At 61.6% G+C, this 22,718-nt stretch carries 27 protein-coding genes; 13 read left to right on the top strand and 14 right to left on the bottom strand.

The features are described from left to right. Positions 1-75: 75 nt before the first annotated feature. Both GJR99_RS12575 and GJR99_RS12570 read left to right on the top strand, forming a co-directional pair. The gene (locus GJR99_RS12575) at positions 76-891 is read left to right on the top strand and encodes a hypothetical protein (RefSeq protein WP_151112667.1); all 816 of its coding nucleotides are present in this window, start codon (positions 76-78) and stop codon (positions 889-891) included. A 95-nt stretch (positions 892-986) separates the two neighbouring features. Continuing rightward, entirely contained in the window at positions 987-1,829 is an 843-nt protein-coding gene (locus GJR99_RS12570) for an ion transporter (RefSeq protein ID WP_151112665.1), read from the top strand. A 236-nt stretch (positions 1,830-2,065) separates the two neighbouring features. Here GJR99_RS12570 and GJR99_RS12565 read toward each other — a convergent pair whose 3' ends face one another. Then, the gene (locus GJR99_RS12565; RefSeq protein ID WP_151112663.1) at positions 2,066-2,545 is read right to left on the bottom strand and encodes a hypothetical protein; all 480 of its coding nucleotides are present in this window, start codon (positions 2,543-2,545) and stop codon (positions 2,066-2,068) included. Positions 2,546-2,780: 235 nt separating this feature from the next. Between GJR99_RS12565 and GJR99_RS12560 the strand changes: the two genes are divergently transcribed. The 3 genes from GJR99_RS12560 (at position 2,781) to GJR99_RS12550 (ending at position 4,944) form a co-directional block, all read left to right on the top strand. Next, a complete protein-coding gene (locus GJR99_RS12560) occupies positions 2,781-3,752 on the top strand; it encodes an aldo/keto reductase (protein ID WP_151112661.1) in 972 nt (323 codons plus the stop codon). A 202-nt stretch (positions 3,753-3,954) separates the two neighbouring features. Then, on the top strand, positions 3,955-4,155 hold the full coding sequence (locus GJR99_RS12555; RefSeq protein ID WP_151112659.1) for a hypothetical protein: 201 nt from the start codon (positions 3,955-3,957) through the stop codon (positions 4,153-4,155). A 66-nt stretch (positions 4,156-4,221) separates the two neighbouring features. Next, positions 4,222-4,944 carry a fumarylacetoacetate hydrolase family protein gene (locus GJR99_RS12550; RefSeq protein WP_151112656.1) on the top strand — a complete coding sequence of 241 codons (723 nt, stop codon included), beginning with the start codon at positions 4,222-4,224 and terminating at the stop codon, positions 4,942-4,944. Between the two features lie 72 nt (positions 4,945-5,016). Here the strand turns inward: GJR99_RS12550 and GJR99_RS12545 are convergent, their stop codons facing one another. After that, complete coding sequence (locus GJR99_RS12545) at positions 5,017-5,235, bottom strand: hypothetical protein (protein WP_151113962.1); 219 nt, start codon at positions 5,233-5,235, stop codon at positions 5,017-5,019. A 202-nt stretch (positions 5,236-5,437) separates the two neighbouring features. Between GJR99_RS12545 and GJR99_RS12540 the strand changes: the two genes are divergently transcribed. Continuing rightward, entirely contained in the window at positions 5,438-6,046 is a 609-nt protein-coding gene (locus GJR99_RS12540; protein WP_151112654.1) for a translation initiation factor IF-2 subunit beta, read from the top strand. Between the two features lie 73 nt (positions 6,047-6,119). Here the strand turns inward: GJR99_RS12540 and GJR99_RS12535 are convergent, their stop codons facing one another. Next, positions 6,120-6,335 carry a hypothetical protein gene (locus GJR99_RS12535; RefSeq protein WP_151112652.1) on the bottom strand — a complete coding sequence of 72 codons (216 nt, stop codon included), beginning with the start codon at positions 6,333-6,335 and terminating at the stop codon, positions 6,120-6,122. 98 nt (positions 6,336-6,433) lie between these two features. On the opposite strand from GJR99_RS12535, the gene GJR99_RS12530 reads away from it, so the two are divergent. Beyond that, positions 6,434-6,940 carry a GNAT family N-acetyltransferase gene (locus GJR99_RS12530; RefSeq protein WP_151112650.1) on the top strand — a complete coding sequence of 169 codons (507 nt, stop codon included), beginning with the start codon at positions 6,434-6,436 and terminating at the stop codon, positions 6,938-6,940. Between the two features lie 19 nt (positions 6,941-6,959). Here the strand turns inward: GJR99_RS12530 and GJR99_RS12525 are convergent, their stop codons facing one another. Then, positions 6,960-7,982 carry an NAD-dependent epimerase/dehydratase family protein gene (locus tag GJR99_RS12525; RefSeq protein ID WP_151112648.1) on the bottom strand — a complete coding sequence of 341 codons (1,023 nt, stop codon included), beginning with the start codon at positions 7,980-7,982 and terminating at the stop codon, positions 6,960-6,962. Between the two features lie 83 nt (positions 7,983-8,065). On the opposite strand from GJR99_RS12525, the gene GJR99_RS12520 reads away from it, so the two are divergent. Beyond that, on the top strand, positions 8,066-8,950 hold the full coding sequence (locus tag GJR99_RS12520; protein WP_151112646.1) for a helix-hairpin-helix domain-containing protein: 885 nt from the start codon (positions 8,066-8,068) through the stop codon (positions 8,948-8,950). A 150-nt stretch (positions 8,951-9,100) separates the two neighbouring features. Next, positions 9,101-9,529: a universal stress protein gene (locus tag GJR99_RS12515; RefSeq protein WP_151112644.1), complete on the top strand. Its 429-nt coding sequence runs from the start codon at positions 9,101-9,103 to the stop codon at positions 9,527-9,529. A 137-nt stretch (positions 9,530-9,666) separates the two neighbouring features. Here GJR99_RS12515 and GJR99_RS12510 read toward each other — a convergent pair whose 3' ends face one another. The 6 genes from GJR99_RS12510 to GJR99_RS12485 form a co-directional block, all read right to left on the bottom strand. Further along, positions 9,667-9,942, bottom strand: a complete 276-nt coding sequence (locus tag GJR99_RS12510) for a hypothetical protein (RefSeq protein WP_151112642.1) — start codon at positions 9,940-9,942, stop codon at positions 9,667-9,669. Between the two features lie 103 nt (positions 9,943-10,045). Further along, entirely contained in the window at positions 10,046-10,453 is a 408-nt protein-coding gene (gene msrB, locus GJR99_RS12505) for a peptide-methionine (R)-S-oxide reductase MsrB (protein ID WP_151112640.1), read from the bottom strand. Between the two features lie 37 nt (positions 10,454-10,490). Continuing rightward, a complete protein-coding gene (locus GJR99_RS12500; protein ID WP_151112638.1) occupies positions 10,491-10,907 on the bottom strand; it encodes a hypothetical protein in 417 nt (138 codons plus the stop codon). Positions 10,908-10,915: 8 nt separating this feature from the next. Next, positions 10,916-11,620, bottom strand: a complete 705-nt coding sequence (locus GJR99_RS12495) for an RAD55 family ATPase (RefSeq protein ID WP_151112635.1) — start codon at positions 11,618-11,620, stop codon at positions 10,916-10,918. Between the two features lie 85 nt (positions 11,621-11,705). Then, positions 11,706-12,479 carry an aldo/keto reductase gene (locus tag GJR99_RS12490; protein ID WP_151112633.1) on the bottom strand — a complete coding sequence of 258 codons (774 nt, stop codon included), beginning with the start codon at positions 12,477-12,479 and terminating at the stop codon, positions 11,706-11,708. Further along, entirely contained in the window at positions 12,476-13,177 is a 702-nt protein-coding gene (locus GJR99_RS12485) for an HAD family hydrolase (RefSeq protein ID WP_151112631.1), read from the bottom strand. Before GJR99_RS12485 ends, GJR99_RS12490 begins: the two co-directional genes overlap by 4 nt. A 131-nt stretch (positions 13,178-13,308) precedes the next feature. On the opposite strand from GJR99_RS12485, the gene GJR99_RS12480 reads away from it, so the two are divergent. After that, positions 13,309-14,343, top strand: a complete 1,035-nt coding sequence (locus tag GJR99_RS12480) for an NAD(P)/FAD-dependent oxidoreductase (protein ID WP_151112630.1) — start codon at positions 13,309-13,311, stop codon at positions 14,341-14,343. A gap of 22 nt (positions 14,344-14,365) precedes the next feature. Here GJR99_RS12480 and GJR99_RS12475 read toward each other — a convergent pair whose 3' ends face one another. Continuing rightward, complete coding sequence (locus GJR99_RS12475) at positions 14,366-16,111, bottom strand: Rieske (2Fe-2S) protein (RefSeq protein WP_151112628.1); 1,746 nt, start codon at positions 16,109-16,111, stop codon at positions 14,366-14,368. 206 nt (positions 16,112-16,317) lie between these two features. Between GJR99_RS12475 and GJR99_RS12470 the strand changes: the two genes are divergently transcribed. Then, the gene (locus GJR99_RS12470) at positions 16,318-17,181 is read left to right on the top strand and encodes a CehA/McbA family metallohydrolase (protein WP_151112626.1); all 864 of its coding nucleotides are present in this window, start codon (positions 16,318-16,320) and stop codon (positions 17,179-17,181) included. Between the two features lie 25 nt (positions 17,182-17,206). Here the strand turns inward: GJR99_RS12470 and GJR99_RS12465 are convergent, their stop codons facing one another. Then, positions 17,207-18,109 carry a CPBP family intramembrane glutamic endopeptidase gene (locus GJR99_RS12465; RefSeq protein ID WP_151112624.1) on the bottom strand — a complete coding sequence of 301 codons (903 nt, stop codon included), beginning with the start codon at positions 18,107-18,109 and terminating at the stop codon, positions 17,207-17,209. A 129-nt stretch (positions 18,110-18,238) separates the two neighbouring features. Here GJR99_RS12465 and GJR99_RS12460 point away from each other — a divergent pair, with 129 nt between their 5' ends. Then, positions 18,239-19,162, top strand: a complete 924-nt coding sequence (locus tag GJR99_RS12460) for a 2-dehydropantoate 2-reductase (RefSeq protein WP_151112621.1) — start codon at positions 18,239-18,241, stop codon at positions 19,160-19,162. Between the two features lie 148 nt (positions 19,163-19,310). Here the strand turns inward: GJR99_RS12460 and ahbB are convergent, their stop codons facing one another. Beyond that, the gene (ahbB, locus tag GJR99_RS12455; RefSeq protein ID WP_151112619.1) at positions 19,311-20,354 is read right to left on the bottom strand and encodes a siroheme decarboxylase subunit beta; all 1,044 of its coding nucleotides are present in this window, start codon (positions 20,352-20,354) and stop codon (positions 19,311-19,313) included. Positions 20,355-20,462: 108 nt separating this feature from the next. Here ahbB and GJR99_RS12450 point away from each other — a divergent pair, with 108 nt between their 5' ends. Further along, positions 20,463-21,530, top strand: a complete 1,068-nt coding sequence (locus GJR99_RS12450) for an anthranilate phosphoribosyltransferase (RefSeq protein ID WP_151112617.1) — start codon at positions 20,463-20,465, stop codon at positions 21,528-21,530. Positions 21,531-21,593: 63 nt separating this feature from the next. Here GJR99_RS12450 and GJR99_RS12445 read toward each other — a convergent pair whose 3' ends face one another. Further along, positions 21,594-22,556: an SMP-30/gluconolactonase/LRE family protein gene (locus tag GJR99_RS12445; RefSeq protein WP_225317638.1), complete on the bottom strand. Its 963-nt coding sequence runs from the start codon at positions 22,554-22,556 to the stop codon at positions 21,594-21,596. Positions 22,557-22,718 lie beyond the last annotated feature (162 nt).

The raw sequence follows: 22,718 nt of genomic DNA, 5'->3' as shown, positions 1-22,718 counted from the left end.
CCATCCAGAATACATCAGCGATTAGTGACATTAATCGATGATTTCATTCCGTTCCGTCACAAACGCTGTGACCAGATGAGCGAGCGAACGGTCAGGTTCAACGGAGACGCGGAGGTGTTGTACCGGCAAGCGGTGCGTACACCGTTACCGGACGAAGACGCCGAGCGCGTGTTCCACGAGAACATGATGGACGTCGCAGACGCTCAAGTACGGAAAGCAGAGATGCTCGAAGACCCCGACGTTCCGCTGTTGGAAGCCTACGAGAAGCAACTCGAGGGCATCGCTGCGACCTACAAACGCCGCTGTCGCCACATCGCAGGCGACGACTACGAGGAGGTTGCACTGGCGTACCAACGGGGCGAACGGACCGACCGAATCGGTGCGCTGACTGCGTACTACTTCGAGGGGTTGTGGCGGATGCAACAGCGCTTCACCGTCGCCGACATGATGTTCTTCCCGATTATCCTCCGATACCCAGACAGTTTCACGGTGAACATCCGTTTTGCCAGTGGGTACAAGACGACCGAATCGGTCCTCTACGAGTCTCCGGAGCACTCCACCGAAGACCTCGACGAGGAGTACGCAGAGACCTACTACCACGAAAGCCTCTACTCACAGAAAGAGGCGGCCGAGCAGATCAAAGAGACAGCAGAGATACTCCGCGAGGAGTTCCCCCACCCCGACGAGGTTCCCTTCGACGAACGCAAGTACGGCGGTATCGTCTCTGCCGGGGGGCGAAAAGGGTCGGTGTTCTCCTCGATGCTCCAGTCCGTCGAACCAGACCCGGACCGCTTTACGGAACCGGTCGACGAACCCACTCTCGTCGACGAAGGACCAGAAGCAGCACGCACCGAACGCGAGTTGCTTCCCGACGGCTGTATCGTCATCTAAGCGTCCGTTCTCTGTCGAGGGCGAACTCGCCGACGTGAAAGTTGAAAGTGGGCTGTCAGCGACGGCATCAATACCTGTCGGATGCATGAATCGGTATGGGGAGTCACGCGCCTTCCGGCCACGGCGATACGCCGCGAGACGTCGTCAGGTTCTACCTCCTGGACCACCAGACCACCGTCGGGAAGGCCATCGACATCGGTCTGCTCGCCCTCAACCTCGTGTTCGTCGCGGTGTTCGTCCTCGAGACGTACCCATTCTCGGCGGGGCTCCAGACTGCCTTCTGGCGAATCGAAGTTCTCATCTCGCTCGTATTCCTCCTCGAGTACGTCCTCCGGGTGTACGGTGCCAAGAGCCGGCCTGCCGAGATATTCAACTTCTACTCCATCGTAGACCTGCTCGCGATTCTGCCCACCCTCGCGGTGTTGGTGTCGCCGGTACCCATCATCACGGCGAACATCGGATTCTTGCGAGCGATTCGAGTCGTCCGTGTCCTTCGGTTCTACCGATTCACTCAGGACGAGGAGTTCTTCTTCGGCACCGTCTCTGTGGGAACACTCCGGGTGATGAAACTGCTCTTGACCGTGTTGACCATCTTCTTCGTCGCCGCGGGGATGTTCTACTCGTTCGAGTACCGAGTGAACCCCGAAGTCAGCACGTTCGGTGACGCGTTTTACTTCGTCGTCGTCGCACTCACGACGGTCGGATTCGGTGACATCGTGCCGGTCACACGGGGCGGACGGTGGGTCACAGTGGGCGCAATCTTGGCAGGCATCGTCCTCATCCCGTGGCAGGCGAGTAAGATAGTCAAAGAGTGGGCGTACAAAGACAAGGTCAACGTCGTCTGTGAGAGTTGCGGGTTGGAGTACCACGACCCAGATGCGTCTCACTGCAAGTCCTGCGGCCACGTCATCTACCAGGAGTACGACTCTCGGGAGTGACCCAGCAAGCAACTCGACGACGATTTCGGAGACGAGGCTCTTCCGACATCGGCGGTGCACCGTGGTCGAGGAACGAAGGGCCATACGACGACGTCTGCCGTATTGGTATATGAACCTCGGCACGTGGCGCTCGGGGATTCACCGAAAAGGAGACGAACCACGGAGCGGAGGTGTTCGTGAGACTCGTCGAGAAGGAATGGTGGTGGTATCTGGAGTCGAGTGACCCTCGACTGGGGTTAGAAGACGCTCAGCGGGTTGAGCATCTCGACGAACGTCAGGAGATTCTCTTGTGAGAACTCGATAACGTCCACGATGAGGTACTCAGTCTCGACGATGAGTTCTTCCGTGTAGACGATTCGGTCGGCCATCTCTCCGATGCGGTCGGCCATCTCTCCGATTTGGTCTTCGGTGTAGCGGACGCCGTCGAGACTCTCGACGGAGAGGGCCTCACCGGTCTCCGCGAGGACCACGACGACCGTATCCACGTCGAAGAGTCCGTTTTGGACCTGTAGCATGGCGTAGGTCGTCCCGTCCTGGAGCGGCGCGTAGATGAACGACTCCGCGAGACTCGTCTCGGCGAAGTAGAACGTGTCGCCGGGTGCGAATTCGAGGTCGTACCCCTCGTCTGCTGCAGCGGCGGTCGTTGCCACGCCCGCAGCGGCGACGCCGCCGAGGGAAACTGTACCTAATCTGTTGAGGAAGGTTCTCCGTTTCATGCGATTGTGATATCCATTATACGAACCCATATTGTATTTTTCGTACAAGACTCTGAGCGAGACTACTGGACAGGGATATTTGAATCTGGTGTAAAGCCACTTTTTATGTACTTTGGCGGCATTTGCACAATATGCGGCCGGGGCAGTAATGTCTGAATCGAACACCATTACAGAGTCAGCATCCAGTCATCGTCCCCGACCGAATTTTAACGAGGGTGTAGCCGAACAAACACGTATGGAGTACACGACGTTTGGCTCGACCGGAACCACGGTCAGCGAAATCTGCCTCGGCTGTATGAGCTTCGGGACCGACTGGGACGACTGGACGCTCGACCGCGACGAGAGTCGAGAACTCATCGAGCGCGCTATCGACCTCGGTATCAACTTCTTCGACACCGCCAACGTCTACTCGTACGGCGAGTCCGAGGAGATTCTCGGTGAGGTCCTCGCCGAGTACGACCGCGACGAGATGGTCGTCGCGACGAAAGTCTACGGGCAGATGCGCGACGACGACCCGAACTCGGGCGGCCTCTCGCGGAAGGCTATCGAGCAGGAACTCGACAACTCGCTGGAGAGGTTGGGGATGGATACGGTCGACCTCTACCAGATTCACCGCTGGGATTACGACACCCCCATCGAGCAGACGCTTCGCGCCCTCGACGACGCGGTTCGTCGCGGAACGGTCCGGCACGTCGGTGCGTCGTCGATGTGGGCGTACCAGTTCGCCGACGCACTCCACACGTCGGACAGTCTCGGCCTGGACCGATTCGTCTCCATGCAGAACCTCTACAACCTCGCCTACCGCGAAGAAGAGCGCGAGATGCTGCCACTCTGTGAGAAAGAAGATATCGCGGTGATGCCGTGGAGTCCGATGGCCGCCGGGTTCCTCACTCGCCCGCACGAGGAGTTCGAAGCCACCACGCGCGGCGAACACGAAGCGGACGTTGGCCGACCCTACGGCGAAGGCGGCGGTCCCGCAGTCAACGAACGCGTGCAGGAACTCGCAGACGAGAACGGTGTGAAGATGGCCCAAATCGCGCTCGCGTGGCAGTTCCACAAAGAGTGGGTGACGACGCCAATCGTCGGCACATCGAGTATCGAACACCTCGAAGACGCCGTCGAAGCACTGGATATCAAACTCTCAGATTCCGACATCGAGTATCTGGAAGAACCGTACCAGCCGGTCCGTATCTCCGGCCACGAGTAACGAGGCGTCTCTTCCTTCCGCGTATTCACCACGTATTCCGCTCGCAAGTGCAATCAGACAGACGCCGATGATTAAACATGAACTTTTATTACAGATAGCTCTGTAGAGCCGAGTACAACATGTCGGTCGTACGCGTACACCCCTAACTCTCCTCGTCGCCGTATAGCCGTCCGACCGACCCGTCCCAAATCACCACACAATCGTGAGCACACACGCGAACCCGACGTACGAACCCACACTGCGAACAGCCCGTTCTTCGACCCAAACTGCCGACGAAACCCAAGACACCACCGAGACTGACTCGTGGGTTGCCCGGTGTCAACGACAGTTCGAATCGACTCGAACCGAGCGCATCCACAACCTCTTCGACAGAGAGAACCAGTCGATGCCGAAGATGGACTGACGTCCCACCTCCACAATCTTCCGGAGACACGTCTGTTGAAGTACGTGGCCGAGAGACATCACGGCGATGCGATTGGCACGGATTCGAACGGACGACGGCGTTGTGACCGGTGAGTACGACGACGGAGTCGTCACGGTAGACGGCGAACAGTACGACGTCGGTGACGACGCCGACTTACTCGCCCCGTGTGAACCGTCTGCGCTCTACTGCGTTGGACGAAACTACGCGGCGACAGTCGACCAGATGGACTACGACATCCCAGACCAACCGGATTGGTTCATCAAGCCGCCCGTCTCGGTGCTCGCCCCCGACGCGGACATCGAGTACCCCGCGTGGACCGACGAACTGACCTACGCCGGCGAACTGGCGGCCGTCATCGACCGCGAGTGTTCGGACGTGGCCGAGTCCGACGTTTCGGACGTCGTCCGTGGCTACACCATCCTCAACGACCTCGACGCCCTCGACCAACCGGGACGAACTGCCAGAAAAGCGTTCGACGGGTCCGGTCCGCTCGGCCCGTGGATAGAGACGGACGTCGACCCCTCGGACCTCGACATGACGACACACGTCGGCGGCGAGTTACGACAGGACGCGAACACCCAGCAGATGCTGTTTTCGCCTGCCGAAGTCGTCTCGTTCCTCTCGGAGCGCTACACGTTCCAACCGGGCGACGTCGTCTCGTTCGGGAGTCCGGCGAACCCCGGCCTCGTCGAACCAGGCGACGACGTCGAAATCTGGTACGAAGGCGTCGGAACGCTCACGAACACCGTCGTCGAGAAACAGGACTGACCGGAGGACACGGCGAACGCGCCTCACAGGTTCTGTGACGGCGTTCAGTTCAGTTCAGTCCAGCTCAGCAGTTCAGTTCAGTGCATCGACTTCGTCGGCGAGGTCCGCCGGTTCGTCCACTGGGCCGTTGACGAACAGTCCGTGGCCCATCACCGCGGCGGCGACGAAACTGAACCCGACGATGGCCGTCGTCGGGTGAACCGTGGTAAACTGTCCGACGAAGACGCCGACGACGAGACTCCCGAAGATACCGGCGAGGACGAGGTCGTAGTACTGCCACGTGTAGTCCATACTGGGTACTTCTCGTGCCATCACAGAAGGAGTACCGTTCAGTTGTGAGCGTATAGTCGTGAAACGAATACACGCACCGATGAAGCGCGTCGCTTCCGCGCTCTCGTCCCGTCATCTCGGGAGAGGACTGCTCGCGGCTTCGCCGCGCCCGCGGGAAAGACGCTCACGGAACGGCTATACGTCGGCAGACACTCCAAGGCCTATGGAGTATCAATCTGCGCTTGACCGAGCGCTCGATATCCTTCCGGAACGAAACGTCGAACAAGAACGCCTCAGGATTCCAGACCCCGAGGGAGAGACAGACGGCGCGTTCACGCGACTCACCAACCTCGGTGAAATCGCCGACGCGCTCTCGCGAACGAGCGAGCACCTCCACAGTGCTATCCAGCGCACGTTCGGTACGAGCGGTCAACTCGAAGGCGACCGCGCTCGCTACAGCGGGTCGTTCTCTATCAACGACTTCGAAGAGGCCATCGAGGACTACGTCGAAGAGTACGTCACCTGTTCCGAGTGTGGCCTGCCCGACACCCGTCTCGTGACCGAAGACGGCGTCGACATGCTTCGCTGTGAGGCGTGTGGTGCCTTCCGTCCCGTCCAGAAGCGCTCCAGTGCGAGCAAGACGCGCCAGCGCGACGCAGTGGAAGAAGGCCGCACCTACGAAGTCGAGATTACCGGCACGGGCCGCAAAGGCGACGGCGTCGCCCAGCGCGGAAAGTACACCATCTTCGTTCCCGGCGCACAGGAAGGCCAGACCGTTCGTGTCTACATCAAGAACACGAGCGGGTCGCTCGCGTTCGCAGAACTCGCCTGAACAGGTCGTATCTCTCTCTTATTCCACGTTTCTTCGCCGGCACCGTTTAGCACCGAGAAAATCAGCCAGAGGGCTACTCTTCGTCGCTGTCGCCGCCGCACCGCTTGCCGACGACGAACAGCGCGAGGAAGAGGAACACGGCGCCCTCTATGCGCGCCACCGTGGTCACCCAGGGCTTCGCGTTCATCTCGTCTCCCCCTTCGTACGCGATTTTGGTGAGCGTGTCGATGAGTTGGTCGGGGAACAGGAGTTCGACGATACCGAAGACGGCCATAAGCATTCGAATCATACGAGTATATCGTCGCACATCGGGTGAAAAAGCTCTGTCAGTTCTCACGAATCGAGAGAAACGAGTCCCCTTTGACGTCGGCGCGACGAGGGGACGTAATGGTCCTCATCTCACCCGAGACGCCGGCCGAGGAATCGGCAGTCGAATCGGTACACGCCGCTGCCTTTCCGACCGACGACGAAGCGAAGTTAGTCGCCGCCCTCCGTCAGACCGACGCGTTCGTCCCGTCGCTCTCGCTCGTGGCCCGCGACGGCGACGACGTCGTCGGACACGTGCTCTGCACGCGCGTCAGTCTCGAAGCCGACCCGTCGGTTCGAGCACTCACACTCGCACCGGTCGGTGTTCTCCCCGACGAACAAGGCCAGGGTATCGGCAGTTCACTCGTCCAAACGGCGCTCGACACCGCCGCAGACGAGGGGTTCGACCTCGTCTTCCTCCACGGCGACCCCGACTTCTACTCACAGTTTGGCTTTCACCCGGCAGGCATCCGAGGGTTCGAAAACCCGTTCGAGACGCCGCCAGAGGTGTTCATGGTCGCGGTAGTGGGCGAGAACGCCGGCGAAGGTGGGGCGCTTTCGTACCCCGCCCCGTTCGACGACATTTAGGGAGAGACCGAAGTTGGCGTCACCGGGTCGAACTGTCGAACTGCTCGACGACGGAATCCGTCGCCTCGGTCCACGCCGAGACCAGTCGGTCGTCGAGCGGTTCTGTCTTCCACGAGTCCACCGCGTCGTGGTCGTCTAACCACTCGACCGTTCGTTCGACACCCGTCTCGAAATCCACCGTGTAGCGGAATCCGAGGTCAGCGATTGCACGGGAGTTGTCGAAGACGGTGCTGTACTGGAAGTGGTCGCGGAGCATCCGCGTCCGGTTGGGGGCGACTTCTCGCAGCACGTCGGTCGGAATGTGGACGAGGTCCGGCTCGGGAGCGTCGAGCGCGGACGCGACGTGCCGGTGGTACTGATTCCACGTCATCGTCTCCTCGCTCGTCACGTTGTAGGCGCGCCCACCGACACCCGGCCGTTCGACCGCACCGCGGAACGCCCGTGCCACGTCGTCGCGGTGACACGGTCCCCAGAGTGACGTGCCATCGCCGTGGACGACGAGCGGTTTTCCCTCGCGGACTCTGTCGATGTAGTACGACCCCATCCCGAGCGTGTGGACGAGCGTGCCACCTTCGCCGTAGGTGTTCCACGGGCGGAGGACGACCACGTCGAAGACACCGCGTTCGTGTGCCTCGAAGAAGACGTCTTCGGCGGCTATCTTCCCGGCCGCGTAGTCGCTCACCGGCGGGTTTCGTGGACTCGACTCTGTGACGGGATTCCTCGGCGGAGGCCGATGATACACGTCGATAGTGCTGCAGAAGACGTAGCGGTCGACGACACCGTCGCAGATTTCGACTGCGGTTCGAGCAGTTGCGGCGTCGAAGCAGGCTAAATCGACGACGACTGCGGGAGCGACGTCCGAGAGTGCCTCCCGAAGGCGCGAGTCGTCGCCGCGGTCACCACTGATTCGGGTGACTGCGTCGGGGAGGTCACCATCGGTCTCACCGCGTTGAAAACTCGTCACGTCGTGGCCAGCGTCGACGAGTCGTCGAACGATACCGGTTCCGAGGAGTCCTGTCCCACCGATGACGAAAACGTTCATGTGAGTGTGAGGGGCGACGGGCGAAGATAAAGACCGGTCACGGAAGTGACAACGATATCGTGTTAGGTGGCCTCTGATAAACCATGAGAGTGTTCCTCACCGATGGGACGAGTTTCGACTGTGGCGGCTACAAGGCACTCGATTCGGGTGGTGTCGTCCTGACGAGAGACCAGAAGCGAAAGCACGTCATCGGATACGTTCCAGAAGACGCTCTCGTCTACATCCTCCCAGACGACGTGGCGGCCGAACGTGGCGGGGGCGAACCGAACGACGACGAAGAGGAATCAGAGACCGAATCGAGTTCGGCGGACGAGGACACAGAGGGAGCGGTAGTGACCGAGTCAGAAGCTGAGACCGACACAGAGTCAGAAGCTGAGACCGACACGGCGAGTGAGGAGACAGCAGCGGACGACGAAACGGACGCGAACGAGGTGAGTGAAGCGGACACGAAGGAAAGTGTCGAACCCACGGAAGACGTGGACGAAACCGTCGTCTCTGCAGCGGTTGGGGAGGACCTCGAGGGGGTGACGAGAGCCATCCCAGACGACGGTGCCGTCGAACACACGCACGAAGCTATCGTCGAACGGATAGACGACCTCGAATCGCGGGTCGACGGACTCGACGGTCGGGTAGACGCCATGACCGACCAACTCGCGGACGTCGTCGCCCACGCCGAGATGAACGCCGAAGAAGAACGCTCACCCGACGACGTACGGAACATCCGCGGAATCGGCACGGCCTATGCGGCACGACTTCGAGCGAGCGGCATCGACACGATATCTGCACTCCGCGACGCAGACGAAGCCGAGATTGCCGCGGCGACCGACGCCTCCGAACACCGGGTTCGAGAATGGAAGCGACGGGCAGAGGCGGCCTTCGAGTCCGATGTAGGAGACGACGAGAGAGACGAACGGGATGGAGACGACACTGCGGTCTCAGACGACAGCGAAGGAGAGACTACCGACTAGTTCGCTTTCAGACAGCGACGAGAGACGAATTTTCACGGCCCGCCGCGTTGTACCACTGTGTCCCGACGACTGCTGTTCGTTGGCTAATAGTTCCCACGAATCGGGAACTAACTAAGAGGGTTGATACAGTTGCAGTCTAATCTCCAGATGATGTACGACACCATCCTCGTGCCAATCGATGGGAGCGATTCGATGACGCCAATCGTAGAAGACGCCGCGGCATTCGCTGCAGACCGCGAGGCGTCGGTGTACCTCCTGTACGTCGTCGACAACCGCGCCTTCCTGACGCTCGCCCAGGAGCGCCAAGACGAAGTGACCGAAGAACTCGAAGCGAAGGGGACCGACGCACTCGAAACGGCACGAGCGACGATGAACAGTCACGGTGTCGACGCCGAAGTGACCCTTCGCCACGGTGACCCGGCCGACCAGATTCTGGAGTACGCCCACGAGATCGACGCGGACCTCATCGCGATGGGGACCCACGCGCGATTCGAAGACAACATCCTCGGGAGCGTCTCGCGGTCGGTCGTCATCGAATCCGACATCCCGGTTCTGGCGACTCCCATCAAAGCACCCTGAGTCCGAACGGCGAGTCTACATCGCTCGGGCAGTACCGACCTGCTATTCTTCGTATTTCTCGAAAGGACACACTCCTTGCAGAGAGAACACACTCCTTGCGGGGGATACACACTCCTGTTCGGCCTCGATAGACGCCGTTACTTGAGTCGAATCAACAGAAGCAAGAGACCAAACAGTGTCGCGGCGGTGCTGATGAGGACGAGACCACCGCTCACGACGAGCGTCCGACCGTCGAGCATCGGTGTCGACCCACTCGTCGCGACGTTCACCAGCGAGGGGCCGGCCGAGAGGTCGGCAATCGGTGCGAAGACGGCCAGGCAGAAGGTGACGAGTCCGACGACGACGAGAAGGTACGGAGTAAACGCCGAGTGCCGGCGAGGTGTGTGAGGAGTCGTAGAGTACCCGCGAGACATACAGTTCGTACGCCGCCAGCCCTGTTTGGTACGAGTAGGCTAACGTGACTGTTCAGTAGTTAAGAACGTCCTAACTCCGTGAATTCAGGGATTCGGCGGCGCCTCACTCCTCGTCTGCCTCCGGGTCGAAGTCGAGTACGACAGAGTTGATACAGTAGCGTTTTCCACTCGGTTGGGGGCCATCGTCGAAGACGTGTCCGAGGTGTCCACCACAGGTCGCACAGACGACTTCGGTGCGGTCCATCCCGTGACTCAGGTCGCGGCGGAGTTCGATGTTCGACTCCTCTGCGGCGTAGAAACTCGGCCACCCACAGTGTGAGTCGTACTTCGTCTCCGAGGTGAACAGGTCAGTACCACAGCCGACACAGCGGTAGACACCGTCGTCGGAGCGGTCGACGTGGTCGCCCGAAAATCGAGGCTCGGTCCCTTGCTCGCGGAGGACACGGTAGGCGTCTTCGGAGAGGCGTTCTCGCCACTCGGCCTCTGAGAGTGTGAATTCGGCGTCGCTCATAGTCGTTCTAGCGTTCGGAGAGAGAAAGACGCGTCGGCTACTCCCGTCGCAGGAACTCTGGGAGACGGAGTTGCTCGAAGGAGTCACGCCGGACGTCGAGGACGCCAGTTCGACTGACTGCTTCGGGGACGCCTTGCTTGTCCGTGGGCTTGCGCATCGCCACGTCTGCACGACCGGTGTTCGATGGAGTCGTCTCCTCGTCGACCAGCGCCTCCCAGAGGTCCTGTTTCGAGTCGTACTCGCCTTTGTTGCGAGCGACTCGCTGTTTGCCCTCCTCGAAGGAGAGTTGGAGGACACTCCGGCCGTACGCAGTGCTCGCCTGCCGACGAATTCGGTCGAACTCGCTTCGGTTCGGCGCACCGAGCGCCGTCGAGACACCGAGCGCGTACATCCGTCGAATCGCCTCTTCGTCCGAAATCGTTCGCCAGTCCGTTCCGAAAGCCCGTTCGTACATTGAGACTCTCAGAGGTCGACCTTCGACCGGGGGTCTACGACCAGCCCGTTGTCGGTGAAGGTGAGCGACCGGATGTCGCAGTCGATATTCGTCCCGCGCATCTTGATGACCTGAATCCCTCGCGTCATCCCCGTCGCTTCGAGGTAGTTGTGGAAGAAGACGACACCGTGAGCGAGGAAGTGCTCGTCGGAGTACGACGACGGGTCTGTCATCTCTGAGATGAGGAGCGTCGTCGCGTCGCCCTGTTTGAGTGCCGTGAGGAACCGCGTCATCTCCTCGGAACCGTTGGCGAAGAACAGTCGGAGGAGCATCGTCGAGTCGATGACCAATCGGTCGACCTGTCGAGAGTTGACGAAGGCGACGATCTTGTCCGTGAGACTCTGGACGCTCGACGTACTGCCGCTCTGTGAGAACTGATTGAGGAGGTGTTTCCCCTTCGGACTCACGAGATTGATGTATCGGAAGCCATCTGATTTCGTGAGCGTCTCGAACCCGAAGTCGAAACTCGACATGTCGTTGACGAGTTCGTCTTGGGTCTCGTGCATGGTGATGTACATGCACTGTTCGCCGTTTCGAAGTCCTTCTGCGATGAACTGTGCTGTGAACGTGGTCTTGCCACTCCCCGGTGGCCCACTCAACACGTACAGTCGTCGTGGAAGGAAGCCACCCTGGATAAGTTCGTCGAACCCGCTAACCCCACTCGGAATCCGCATGCTCGGACACACCATACCTCCTATTATAATCGTTCCGGGACAGGTATCAACGATGATATTTCCGGCGTGAAACGGGTGACGACGGTTACTCCGGATACAGTTCGATTTCCCGGTCGACAGCGTCTATCGCGGCGATGTCTTCGTCGTCGAGGTGGACGTCCACCGCTTCGAAGTTTGCCCGGAGGTGTTTCTCACTCGACGCTTTCGGAATGACGCGGACGCCCTTCGCCGCCAACCACGCCAGACTCACAGCCTCGGGTGTGACGTCGTGTTTCTCTGCGACCGAGACGACTTCGTCGACGTCGCGGACGCGCCCACCCGAGAGTGGTGAGTAGGCGACCACGCTGTAGTCGTGTCTCTCGGCGTGTTCGAGAAGTTCGGGTCGCTGGAACAGCGGGTGGTACTCCGTCTGATGTGCGGCGAGGGGTGCCTCCAGCGTGTCGAGCGCTTCGTCCAACTCCTCGATAGTGAAGTTGCTCACGCCGACAGCACGGGTGCGTCCCTCGTCGACGAGTTCGTCGAAGGCAGCGAGGGTCGCTGGTGGGTCGTAGGTCTCTATCGGCCGATGGACGTACAGCAGGTCTACGTACTCGGTTCCCAGGCGGTCGAGGCTCTCCCGAGTCGTCCGGAGCACGTCGTCGTACGCGAGACTGTCTGCCCAGACTTTGGTCGCGAGGAAGACGTCTTCTCGGGGGGGTTCGGCGGCAGCGATGGCGTCACCGACGACTGACTCGTTGTCGTAAATCTGGGCGGTATCGACGTGTCGGTAGCCCAGTTCCAGTGCGGTCGTTACCGCAGTCGCGTCGGCGGGCGTGTCGAGACCCATCGTTCCGAGTCCGACGCGGGGGACGCGGCTCATCGAACTCCCCCGTCGGCGGCGACGTCCCCGTCTCCGTCGACCGGAACGCCGTCGATAGCGAGCAAGTCGTCGAGGCCGGAGACTTCGTGCGTCGGGTCTGGCGACGGCGTGTGGTCGGCGCGGTGGTCACGGCGGATGAACGCCGAATCGACACCCGCGGCCTCCGCGGCGGCGATATCGGTGTCACTGTCGCCGACGAACAGCGGGGATTCGACGCCGAGTTCCGACATCGCCCGTTCGAGGTAGTAGGGTTCGGGTTTCTTTCGGTGGAGGCTCGACATCGACGGTTCGCGGCCGTAGGCCACGCCGAACAAGTCGGTGACGTCGAGGTGCGAGAGGACGAAATCGATCGTCTCCTGCTGGTTGCTCGAGACGATTCCCAACGGTGCCCCGATGCGGCGAATCGAGTCGAAGTCGTCGTACGGTCTCTTCCGTCCGTCTCTGACTGCCGCACACTGGTAGGACGACGAGAATTCGTCGCGCGTTCGGAACAGCGTCTCCGGGTCGAGGTCGTACGCGCCCGCGACGGTGTGGACGTCGTCGGGCGAGACGTTGATGACCATCTGTTCGACGTGGGTTGGGTCGGGGTCCGTCACACCGAGTTCGTCGAACGCCGCCCACGTCGCGTCTTGGAGGAGCGAGATATCGACGAGCGTCGTCAACACGCCGTCGTGGTCGAAGATGACCGAATCGTACATACCGTGTGTGTGAGTGCGAGACGTGAATCAGTTTCGTCTGTCCGACTAATCCCGCCGCTGTGCGAGTCTTTTAGCGCCTCGAACCCACTGGTTCATACGATGCAGGCAGGAGTCACACGCGGGGTGTCGGGATGACTCGTGACGTGTGTATCGTGGGAGCCGGTGCCGCGGGGGTCGGAGCGGCATACGCACTTCGAGACGAGCGTGTCGACGTGACCATCCTCGAGAAGAGTCGAGGCGTGTGCGGGCGCGCCGCGACACGTCGCAAACACGACTGTCGGTACGACCACGGCGCAAACTACGTGAAAGACTACGACCACCGGACCGAGCGACTCGTTCGAAGTCTGGGAGAAGATGGGTTGGTCGATATCGAAGAACCGGTGTGGACGTTCGACGCCGACGGTGTCGTCTCCCGCGGCGACGCGCGCGACCAACACAAGTGGACGTGGACGGAGGGAATCACCCAACTCGCGAAGCGAATGCTCGCACAGACCGACGCGACAGTCGAACGCGAGACGCGCGTCGCGGCCATCGACCACAACCCAGAGACCAACTACTGGTCTGTCGTCGACGACGAAGGGGTCCGTCACGGCCCGTACGACGTGGTCTTGTTGACGCCGCCCGCACCGCAGACGGCCGCGCTCCTCACCGAGATGGGGTGGGGCGACCAGTGTATGGTCGGACTCCGTGAGGCCATCGGGAGCGTCCAGTACCGGACGATTCGCTCGGTAGTTCTCCACTACCCGTTCGAGGTGGACGAACCGTGGTACGCGCTGGTGAACACGGACAAAGCCCACCCACTCGGGTGGGTCGCACGCGAAGAGTGCAAAGAGGGCCACGTTCCCGATGGCGAGAGTCTACTCGTCGTCCAACCGAGTCCCGAGTGGTCGACCGAACACTACGACGACCCACAGGACGAAGCAACCGCCGAAGTCGCTGACATGGTCGCTGACCTCCTCGACGACGACAGATTGCGCGACCCGGACTGGGTAGACGACCAGGGGTGGCGGTACGCGCTCCCCGATGGGGTCGCCAACCGAGATGTCATTCGGTCTGGTGAGTTGGAAGGCCTGTACTTCGCCGGCGACTGGACGACCGGAGAAGGTCGGGTCCACGCCGCTCTCTGGAGCGGTATCGAAGCGGGCGAACGAATCGCCGACAGGTGAGAGCAGGCGGAAAGCCCCGAGATTACTCCGTATTACCCGTCTCGTGGACCGAATCGCCTCGCTGGAGACGCGACGCGATGGTGAACGTCTGTTCTCGCTCTCGGCGCGTCGGTGAGTGAGCAGCGAGATATCGCGCGACGCCAACCAAGAGCGTCCGCGCTTCTTCTGGTGGCCGTGAGGCGACTTGCGTGAATCCTGCTTCGAGCGCCTGGTACGTGTGGAACCCAGCATCTTCTGTGACGAGTGCGCCGCCGAGTTCTCGTCTGAGTGTCGCCGGGTCGCCACCGGCGTCGAGGAAGTGGGCGGCGGCGCGCCCTGCCTCGTTGACCCGTCCTTCCGCGTCGAATGCGGCCGAGAGCGTGTCGAGTTCGGCCTGCGGATTCGCGTCGGGGTTCACGTCGGGGAGGGGTGCCGGTGGCGTGTTCAAGAACCGGTCGAGGTAGACGTTGATGGCGGCGTCGAACACACCACGGTAGAGTTCCACCGCGTCCGTTCGCTTGGTCAGTTGGTGGACTGCGTTGGCGTAAGTGAAGGTGTGGTGGACCGTGTTCCAGTCGCTGAACTCGTTGCTCGTGGCGAACTGGGCGACACGAACGCCGGCGGCGAGCGAGACGATGTCTGCGAGTTCTTCGGGCGTCGCACCGTCTCGAATCGCTTCGACCAGTGTATCCACGATAGCGTCGGGGTCGTCACCGAGGAGTGGGTCGAGGATATCGTCGGGACGCGACCACGTCTTGCCTGCCCCGAACTCCACGAACCGGTCCAGTTCGTCGAACGTGTCGTCGAGGAGGCCAGCGAGGTCGATTGGGCGACGCCACTCTGCAGACTCTTCTTTTCGGTCTGCAGTCGCGAGTCCACGGACGAGACTCGGGAGCACCTCGTCGGCGTACCCCCACCCGACGTGGTCGAGCGCCTCGCACGCTTTGTTGACGAAGTCGAGGACGTGGCCTGTCTGGATGTAGCGGTGGTCGGTCGCCGCCGTCGCGAGGAGTCGTGCGAGGTCGTCGTCGTCGTATCCGGCGGCGATGGCCGTCCTGAGAACGCGCTCTGCACCCGATGGGTCTCGGACCTCGATATTCTCACGGAACCACGACAGGAGGCGGTCGAACGACGTGTCCGTGGCGCCGAGTGGTTCCTGTTCGAACTGTGGCGGTTCGTTCGACACGTCGTTGCCGACTTCGAGGAGGCCGTGATAGAGGGCGCGTTTGCGGTCGAGTGGGTCGAGGTCGGGGAGGACGTTCGCCATCGCAGTGAGGACCGTGAGTCCCGGACCCCATCCCTGTCGGCGGTATCGACACCCGAATCGGATACCGGTCTCCAGCGGGTCCGTGGCGTCGACGCCGGCATCGAGGAGTCCGATGACCGACTTTGCGACCACGAGACGGAGGTTCTGTTCGAGGCCGTCTTCGAGTCTGTTGGACCAGTGGACCTGCGGCGGGTCGTCCAGTTCGGGGTGTGGGTCGACGTAGACGGTCCCGTCGCGGATTTCGACCGGATAGGTGAGCACGTCGTCGGCCCACGGGTCGAAGGTGTCGCCACACGAGAGTTCGAAGCGAGCGTGGTGCCAGTGACAGGTGAGGACGCCGTCGTCTACGCTTCCTTCGACGAGTGGGAACCCCATGTGCGGGCACGCGTTATCGACCGCTCTCACCTCGCCTTCGTGGACGAAGAGGGCGATTGTCCGACCATCGGCGGAGACGAGTTCTCGACCCGCCTCACGAAGTTCGTCGAGTGCGACAGCAGGGACGAACCCGTCTGATGATGCCATATGAGAACACACGACGGGAGAATTCTTAACGGTTCGCTGAAACGAAACCGTGTGCGAGAACTGACGAGCGCGTGGTGCCCGGCGATTTCAGACGTCTCCGGGCGACTGAAGGCGGTTGTGAGAGATTTCCGGGAAGCAACAGACGGTGTGGGGCGCTAGCACGCTTCGGGCATGGCTTTTTCGTTCCCGACGTATTACGAGAGTCTGTGTCCGCGCTGACCGTCCGAATCGACCCGCACGTCCACTCAGAGGGGTCGTACGACGCCGACGACCCGGTCGAACTCATCTTAGAGCAGGCCGCAGAAATCGGACTCGACGCCGTCGTCATCACCGACCACGACGTCATCCACGAGTCCATTCGAGCGGCGCAACTCGCCCCGATGTACGGCCTCGTGGGAATCCCCGGCGTCGAAGTCTCGACGGCGGACGGCCACCTACTCGCGCTTGGTGTCGAAGAACTCCCACCCCGTCGTCGCCCACTCGACGAGACGGCCCAGTGGGTTCGTGACCGAGGCGGTGTCGCCATCGTTCCGCACCCGTTCCAACGAAGTCGTCACGGGATTCGCAAGCGCAAACTGGCGAAATACCACGACACGAACGCTGGTGATGCCTTCGACGCCATCGAGACGTACAACTCGTGGCTGTTTACCGGGTACAAGAACCGCCGCGCACGCCGGTTCGCTTCGAATCGCATGTATCCCGGTGTCGCCGGCAGTGACGCGCACAAAGTCGGATACGTCGGCCGTGCGTACACCGAAATCGAGATACCCGACGTGACGCGCGCCTCGCTTTCGGGCGACGACATCCTCGACGCGATTCGCAGTGGGTCGACACGGGTTCAAGGCCGCCGGACGCCGATTCCGACGAGTACGAAACACTACGTCGGCGCGGCCGGTCGGAAGTCGGCGTACTACGCCAAACGTGGCGCGCTGACGAGCGGCGTGCTGGCGAAGAAAGGAGCCATCAAATCGGCGTATCTCGCGAGGGTCGGCGCGCTCAAGAGCGGGTATCTGGCGAAAGAAGGAGCAATTCGCGGGGCGCAGTTGTTGGCCCGACTGTCGCCGCTGTAACCGGTGTCGGTCTCGTTTTCTCTGTTCAGTCCGCCCGACGAGGGGTAGCCGAGGCAACAGTCGCATCAGGTAATCCGCTCGTCGTCGCGGGGTGTTTCGAGAGGCTATCTGCACCGCGCGTGACGACGAGCACGAGAGCGACAATCCAGACCGCCACGGCGAACGTTCCGATTGCGGCGATACGAACCTCTTCGTAGAAGGGTGTCCCGACGACTGCGGCGTCGATGGGGACGAGACCGCTCAAGATGTTGATGGCACCGTGTCCGAGCATCGCAATCCAGACGCTTCCCGTCTCGTTGTACAACCACGTCAAGACGAGAGAGAATCCGACGACGCTGACGCCCCAGAGCACTTGCTGTCCGAGTGGCCACGTCCCGTGCGGGGAAGACGTGGTGAAAAACATCGGGAGGTGCCAGAGGGCCCACCCGATACCGATGAGGAGGCCAGAGATGGCCGCTCCGTATCGAGCCTGTAATCGTGGGAGTGCGAACCCGCGCCACCCGAGTTCTTCTTTCCCGCCGCCGACGATTGCTTCGAAGACGATGAACAGCGGAAGCGTGAGGTAGAAGACGGTCCCTAAATCGAGGACGCCGAGGTCGACCGGGTAGCCGAGGAGGCCGTACATCGCCGTTCCCAGTGCGAGGAACACGACTGGAATGCCGACGACAGCGACGTACCACCGAAGGGGAACGCGCCAGCGGAGGCGGGGCTTGAACCACTCACGGACCGACTGACCACCTGCCCATAGGACGATGGTTGCGGCGAGGAACGGGCCGAGCGCGCCGAGCGTAAAGAGACCCCACGCAGTCCACGAAGGGCCGATGTCGAACAGGAGGACGGGCGCGTTGATGGTCCACGTAATCACGTACGCGAAGACGAAGAACGACACGACGGGGTGGGACGTTATTCGGGATTTGATGGAAGGCATACGCTAGATATTCGTGTCAGCCAACGATAACCATCGAGACCGATTCTCCATCCGAGAGAACGACCTGCGAGACCCACGTGACGACTCTGCCTCCTCAACCTCTTTTATGCGGCCTCGTCAACTCGAAGCATGAAGTTCGCTATCTTCGGTGCCGGTGGAGTCGGCGGCTATCTCGGTGCGAGACTCGCAGACGCGGGCCACGAGGTTCACCTCATCGCTCGTGGGTCCCATCTCGCTGCGCTCCAGACCGACGGCCTGCGCGTCGAGAGCGTCGCCGGCGACACGACCGTGGACCTCCCTGCGACCGAGGACCCCGCGGACGTCGGCGCGTGTGACTACGTCCTCCTCTGTACGAAGGCACACGACGTCGAAGCCGCCGCAGCGGACCTCCATCCGCTTCTCGGAGAGAACACTGCCGTCGTATCGTTCCAAAACGGCGTCGATAGCGAGCACTGGATTGCCGACGAAGTCGGTGCGGACCACGTGGTCGGTGGCGTGGCGTACATCTTTTCGACTATCAAGGAACCCGGCGTCGTCGAACACACCGGTGGTCCCGCACGGTTCGTCTACGGCGAACTCGACGGCGAAAAGACGCCCCGAATCGAGGCGCTCCACGACGCGATGTCCGAGTGTGACGGCGTCGACGCGGTGCTCGCAGACGACATCTCCGTCGAACTCTGGCGGAAGTTCACGTTCATCTGTGCGCAGGCCGGGATGACGGCGACGACTCGTCTTCCGATAGGTGAGATTCGCGAGACCGACGCCTCGTGGGAGATGTTTCACGACATCCTGACGGAAGTTGCCACAGTCGCGCGTGCTGAGGGTGTCGACCTCCCCGAGGGACTCGTCGACGAATGGCTCGACTTCGCACAGGGCCTCGCCCCCGAGATGTACTCGTCACTCCACTACGACCTGACACACGGCAAACCGATGGAACTCGACGCACTCAACGGAGCGGTCGTCCGTCACGCCGAGGACGTCGGCGTCGACGTGCCGATGAACGAGGCTGTCACTGCGATACTCAGTCCGTGGGCCGAGCGAAACGACCGATAGCCGGAGCGTGTGAACGGGCCGACGACAGGGTCACTTTGCCGAACTCGGGCACGAGACGGGCATCGGTCGGGCACGAGTTAGACCTGAATTCCACTGGAAACGGGGATGTCTCAGCACGACGAACGGTTGGGGTGTGAGCGCCAGCGCGTTAGTCGCTCGAACCCACCAGTTCTTCGTACTGCGCGCCGGTCTGTTTCAGCGTCTCCGTCGAGTAGAGTCGCTCGTGGTCGAACGGGAGATACTCCTCGGCGAGTTCGTCGATTTTGGCGTCCACGGCGTCGGCGTCGCGGCCGTGAATCATCGTGAACAGATTGTACTGCCAGTCCTGGTCGGGGCGGCGGGGGCGGTGGTAACAGAGGGTGACGTACGGGAGACTGCCGACGACTTCGCCGCGAGCGTCGAGTTCGTCGTCTGGGACGTTCCAGACGACCATGCAGTTGTTCCGAAAGCCGGTGACGACGTGGTTGACGATACAGCCGATGCGTTTGATACAGCCATCGTCGAGCAGGCGTTCGATAGCGGCGATGACGTCGTCGGTGTCGGCGTCGATGGCGGCCGCCACGTCGGCGTAGGGGGTCTTCGTCAGCGGGAAGCCATCCTGAATCTCGACGAGGAGGCGTGCGTCGAGGTCTGAGAGGTTACCCGTCGCGTTCTCGGAGATACGGGTGGCGCTCACCGTCGTCTCGTCGAGACTCTCACGGGCGAACCGGTCGTCGTTCATCACGGGGAACTCTAAATCGATGTAGTAGTCCGTGAGCATCGGGAGGTTGAGCACCTCACAACCGGTTCGGTCTTCGATTTCCGAGAGGATTCGGTCGCGAGTCTCTCGAGACCCGGCGGTGACGACGAACCACATGTTCCACTCGTGGTCGCGGCGGTAGTTGTGGTTCACTTGCTGGTAGCCGTTGATTATCTCGGCAATCTCGTCGAATCGGTCGTCGGGCGCGGCGACGGCCGCGAGCGTGGAACTGCCGATGACGGGTGGGTTGAGGACGGCACCGAACCGCCGGAAGATCCCTTTCTCGCGAAGGAGGCGGACACGTTCGAGCGCTTCGTCTTCGTCGATTCCCAGTCGTTCGGCGACGACACGGAAGGGGCGCTCTTGGACCGGGAACCCACTCTGATACTCGTCGATGAGCGCGGCATCGATATCGTCGAGGCCGGCCCGCCAGTCGTCCGACAGCGCGGTCATTGTCCGGGGTTAGGAGTCGGAGGGCCTATCGCTTTCGGACCGCGAGAGCGTACTCGTTCACCGAGACCGAACAGGACGTTTTTTGCACACTGACTCGAAGACACGAGCATGGCAGCAGTCGACAGTGAGTTCGGGGAGTGGCCGCTGAAACGTCTGATGACAGAAGTCGTCGGCACGGGAACGAAATCCGCCGAGGACATGACGCGAGCGCAGGCGATGGAGGCGATGCGGCGCATCCTCGCAGACGAACCAGACCACACGACGCTCGGTGCGTTCTGGCTCGCCAACCGCTGGAAACACAACAACGCCGAAGAACTCGCCGCGTACACCGACGTGATGGCCGAACACGTCAACTACGCCGAGCCGAAAGTCGACCCCGTCGACTGTGGGGCGAACTACGACGGCAAGGGCAAGACGGCTATCCTCGGCGTCGCCGCGGGCGTCACCGCCGCCGCCGCTGGCACGCCTGTCGTCGTCCACTCTGGCGACCGCGTCCCGACGCAGAAACAGGACGCTTACAAACACGTCCTCGACGAACTCGGCGTTCGAACGGAACTCGACCCCGACGAATCCGCGGACATGGTGGACGAAACCGGCTTCGGCTTCTACTACCAGCCCAACTTCAACCCGGCAATCCACGCCCTCTGGGAGCGCCGCGACAACATGGGCGTCCGCACGTTCGTCAACACCATCGAGACCATCGCCAACCCGGCGAACGCCTCGACGCACCTCGGGTCGTTCTACCACCTCGCGTTCGCGAAGAAGGTGACGGACACGTTCAAAGAAAGCGAGCACCACGACCTGCGCCGCGTCGTCATGTTCCAGGGCATGGAAGGCTACGACGACATCCGCCCCGGCTACACGAAGGTCGCCGAGTGGACGAACGGCGAGTTCGACGACTTCGAAATCGAGACGGCCGAGTACGGCATGGACTTCGAGTACGACGACCTGGGTGTCGACGAAGACGACGTCGCCGGCGACTCCGCCGAGATTACGGAAGCAGTCCTCTCGGGCGAGCGCACGGACCGCTTCGCCGACGCCGTTGCCCTCAACGCAGCACTCCGCATCTACGCCCGCGAAGACGCCGACTCCATCGACGAAGGTCTAGAGATGGCTCGTGAGGCTATCGAGTCTGGCGCTGCGGCCGAGGTTCTCGAAGACCTGCGCGCGTTCTAAAAGGAGAAGGCGAGGCGACTTTCACGCTGCGTCTCTCGCCGCTCGTTCCGAGTAACTGTTCGACTACTTCGAAACGCGAACCACGTCGTACTCCGCGTTCGCTGGGTCTGGGGTTCCGAACCGAGCGTTCACCGCGTAGAGAGAGTTTCCGAAGCCTGCAACCGTCGTCGGCACGTCGAACTGTGGGTCGGTTATCTCGTCGACGACCTCGCCCGCAGTCGCTTCCGGGTCGAGTTGCACCACCGCGATGAGGTTGAGTTGGTTTCGAACGACGTAGAGCGTTCTCCCCTCCAGCAAGATACCGTCACCCGCTGTCAGCGACGCGCCGCCGAGGTCGATTTCGGTCGCATCGCCCGTCGCTGGGTCGACTTTGTAGAGCAGTCCAGTACTCGAGTTTACGACGATGAGGTACTCACCATTCGGTGGCGCGTCGATGCCGTTGGCGTTGAACCCACCCACCGACGTGAAATCACCGCTGAGCGGAATCTCCTCGACTGCGCTCTGGTCGGGGACGTCTCCGCCAGCACCCAGTGGAACTCGATACAACGCGGGCCGGAACGAGTCGGTGAAGTACGCCGCCGTCCTCGTCACCACGACGTCGTTTACGAAGGTTGGTGGACCCTGCAGTCCGTAGTCGGCAACCAACGCCCCCGTGTTCGCGTCGTACACGGACGCCTGGCCCGTCGGTCCGCCGGCCACGAAGAGGTAGTTACTTCGAGCGTCGTGTGAGAGGCCGACTGCGACCCCCCCTTCGACGGGGGGAACGAAGACCTCCCCACTTCCGGTCCGCAAGTCCCCTCGGTAGATGGCCCCAGCGGCGAGTGACCCAACGAAAAACTCGTTGCCGAGACCGGTGACGATTCCTTCAGGTCGGAATCCTGTGGGGAGTGGAATGACCGATGGATAGGCCGCTGCAGCGGACGCCGAACCGCTCCCGACCACCGCGAGTCCTACGATGGGGAGTGCCTTCAGCAACGCGCGTCGTTTGTAATCGATTCGTCCGTCTCCGTCCTGTTTCGGTGTCATTCGGTTCTCCTACTGACCCGTCGGGTTCCCACAGTCTGAGCCTCGTGCGACGTCGTGGGGTCACTCGACACTGTGACTTGACAGTCAACAGCGTGGGTACGTGTTGATTCGACGACGTGTGGGGCGATATAGATTATTCTCACAAACCGCAAATTCACCACT

Origin of the sequence: Haloferax marinum (genome assembly GCF_009674625.1) — an archaeon.
Taxonomy (GTDB): domain Archaea; phylum Halobacteriota; class Halobacteria; order Halobacteriales; family Haloferacaceae; genus Haloferax; species Haloferax marinum.
This window is presented reverse-complemented; position numbering and strand designations above follow the sequence as displayed.

Excerpts from the sequence above, each read along its gene's own strand:
- GJR99_RS12575 (WP_151112667.1), top strand. The coding sequence starts at position 76 with ATGAGCGAGCGAACGGTCAGGTTCAACGGAGACGCGGAGGTGTTGTAC.
- GJR99_RS12570 (WP_151112665.1), top strand. The coding sequence starts at position 987 with ATGGGGAGTCACGCGCCTTCCGGCCACGGCGATACGCCGCGAGACGTC.
- GJR99_RS12565 (WP_151112663.1), bottom strand. The coding sequence starts at position 2,545 with ATGAAACGGAGAACCTTCCTCAACAGATTAGGTACAGTTTCCCTCGGC.
- GJR99_RS12560 (WP_151112661.1), top strand. The coding sequence starts at position 2,781 with ATGGAGTACACGACGTTTGGCTCGACCGGAACCACGGTCAGCGAAATC.
- GJR99_RS12550 (WP_151112656.1), top strand. The coding sequence starts at position 4,222 with ATGCGATTGGCACGGATTCGAACGGACGACGGCGTTGTGACCGGTGAG.
- GJR99_RS12545 (WP_151113962.1), bottom strand. The coding sequence starts at position 5,235 with ATGGACTACACGTGGCAGTACTACGACCTCGTCCTCGCCGGTATCTTC.
- GJR99_RS12540 (WP_151112654.1), top strand. The coding sequence starts at position 5,438 with ATGGAGTATCAATCTGCGCTTGACCGAGCGCTCGATATCCTTCCGGAA.
- GJR99_RS12535 (WP_151112652.1), bottom strand. The coding sequence starts at position 6,335 with ATGATTCGAATGCTTATGGCCGTCTTCGGTATCGTCGAACTCCTGTTC.
- GJR99_RS12530 (WP_151112650.1), top strand. The coding sequence starts at position 6,434 with ATGGTCCTCATCTCACCCGAGACGCCGGCCGAGGAATCGGCAGTCGAA.
- GJR99_RS12525 (WP_151112648.1), bottom strand. The coding sequence starts at position 7,982 with ATGAACGTTTTCGTCATCGGTGGGACAGGACTCCTCGGAACCGGTATC.
- GJR99_RS12520 (WP_151112646.1), top strand. The coding sequence starts at position 8,066 with ATGAGAGTGTTCCTCACCGATGGGACGAGTTTCGACTGTGGCGGCTAC.
- GJR99_RS12515 (WP_151112644.1), top strand. The coding sequence starts at position 9,101 with ATGTACGACACCATCCTCGTGCCAATCGATGGGAGCGATTCGATGACG.
- GJR99_RS12510 (WP_151112642.1), bottom strand. The coding sequence starts at position 9,942 with ATGTCTCGCGGGTACTCTACGACTCCTCACACACCTCGCCGGCACTCG.
- msrB (WP_151112640.1), bottom strand. The coding sequence starts at position 10,453 with ATGAGCGACGCCGAATTCACACTCTCAGAGGCCGAGTGGCGAGAACGC.
- GJR99_RS12500 (WP_151112638.1), bottom strand. The coding sequence starts at position 10,907 with ATGTACGAACGGGCTTTCGGAACGGACTGGCGAACGATTTCGGACGAA.
- GJR99_RS12495 (WP_151112635.1), bottom strand. The coding sequence starts at position 11,620 with ATGCGGATTCCGAGTGGGGTTAGCGGGTTCGACGAACTTATCCAGGGT.
- GJR99_RS12490 (WP_151112633.1), bottom strand. The coding sequence starts at position 12,479 with ATGAGCCGCGTCCCCCGCGTCGGACTCGGAACGATGGGTCTCGACACG.
- GJR99_RS12485 (WP_151112631.1), bottom strand. The coding sequence starts at position 13,177 with ATGTACGATTCGGTCATCTTCGACCACGACGGCGTGTTGACGACGCTC.
- GJR99_RS12480 (WP_151112630.1), top strand. The coding sequence starts at position 13,309 with ATGACTCGTGACGTGTGTATCGTGGGAGCCGGTGCCGCGGGGGTCGGA.
- GJR99_RS12475 (WP_151112628.1), bottom strand. The coding sequence starts at position 16,111 with ATGGCATCATCAGACGGGTTCGTCCCTGCTGTCGCACTCGACGAACTT.
- GJR99_RS12465 (WP_151112624.1), bottom strand. The coding sequence starts at position 18,109 with ATGCCTTCCATCAAATCCCGAATAACGTCCCACCCCGTCGTGTCGTTC.
- GJR99_RS12460 (WP_151112621.1), top strand. The coding sequence starts at position 18,239 with ATGAAGTTCGCTATCTTCGGTGCCGGTGGAGTCGGCGGCTATCTCGGT.
- ahbB (WP_151112619.1), bottom strand. The coding sequence starts at position 20,354 with ATGACCGCGCTGTCGGACGACTGGCGGGCCGGCCTCGACGATATCGAT.
- GJR99_RS12450 (WP_151112617.1), top strand. The coding sequence starts at position 20,463 with ATGGCAGCAGTCGACAGTGAGTTCGGGGAGTGGCCGCTGAAACGTCTG.
- GJR99_RS12445 (WP_225317638.1), bottom strand. The coding sequence starts at position 22,556 with ATGACACCGAAACAGGACGGAGACGGACGAATCGATTACAAACGACGC.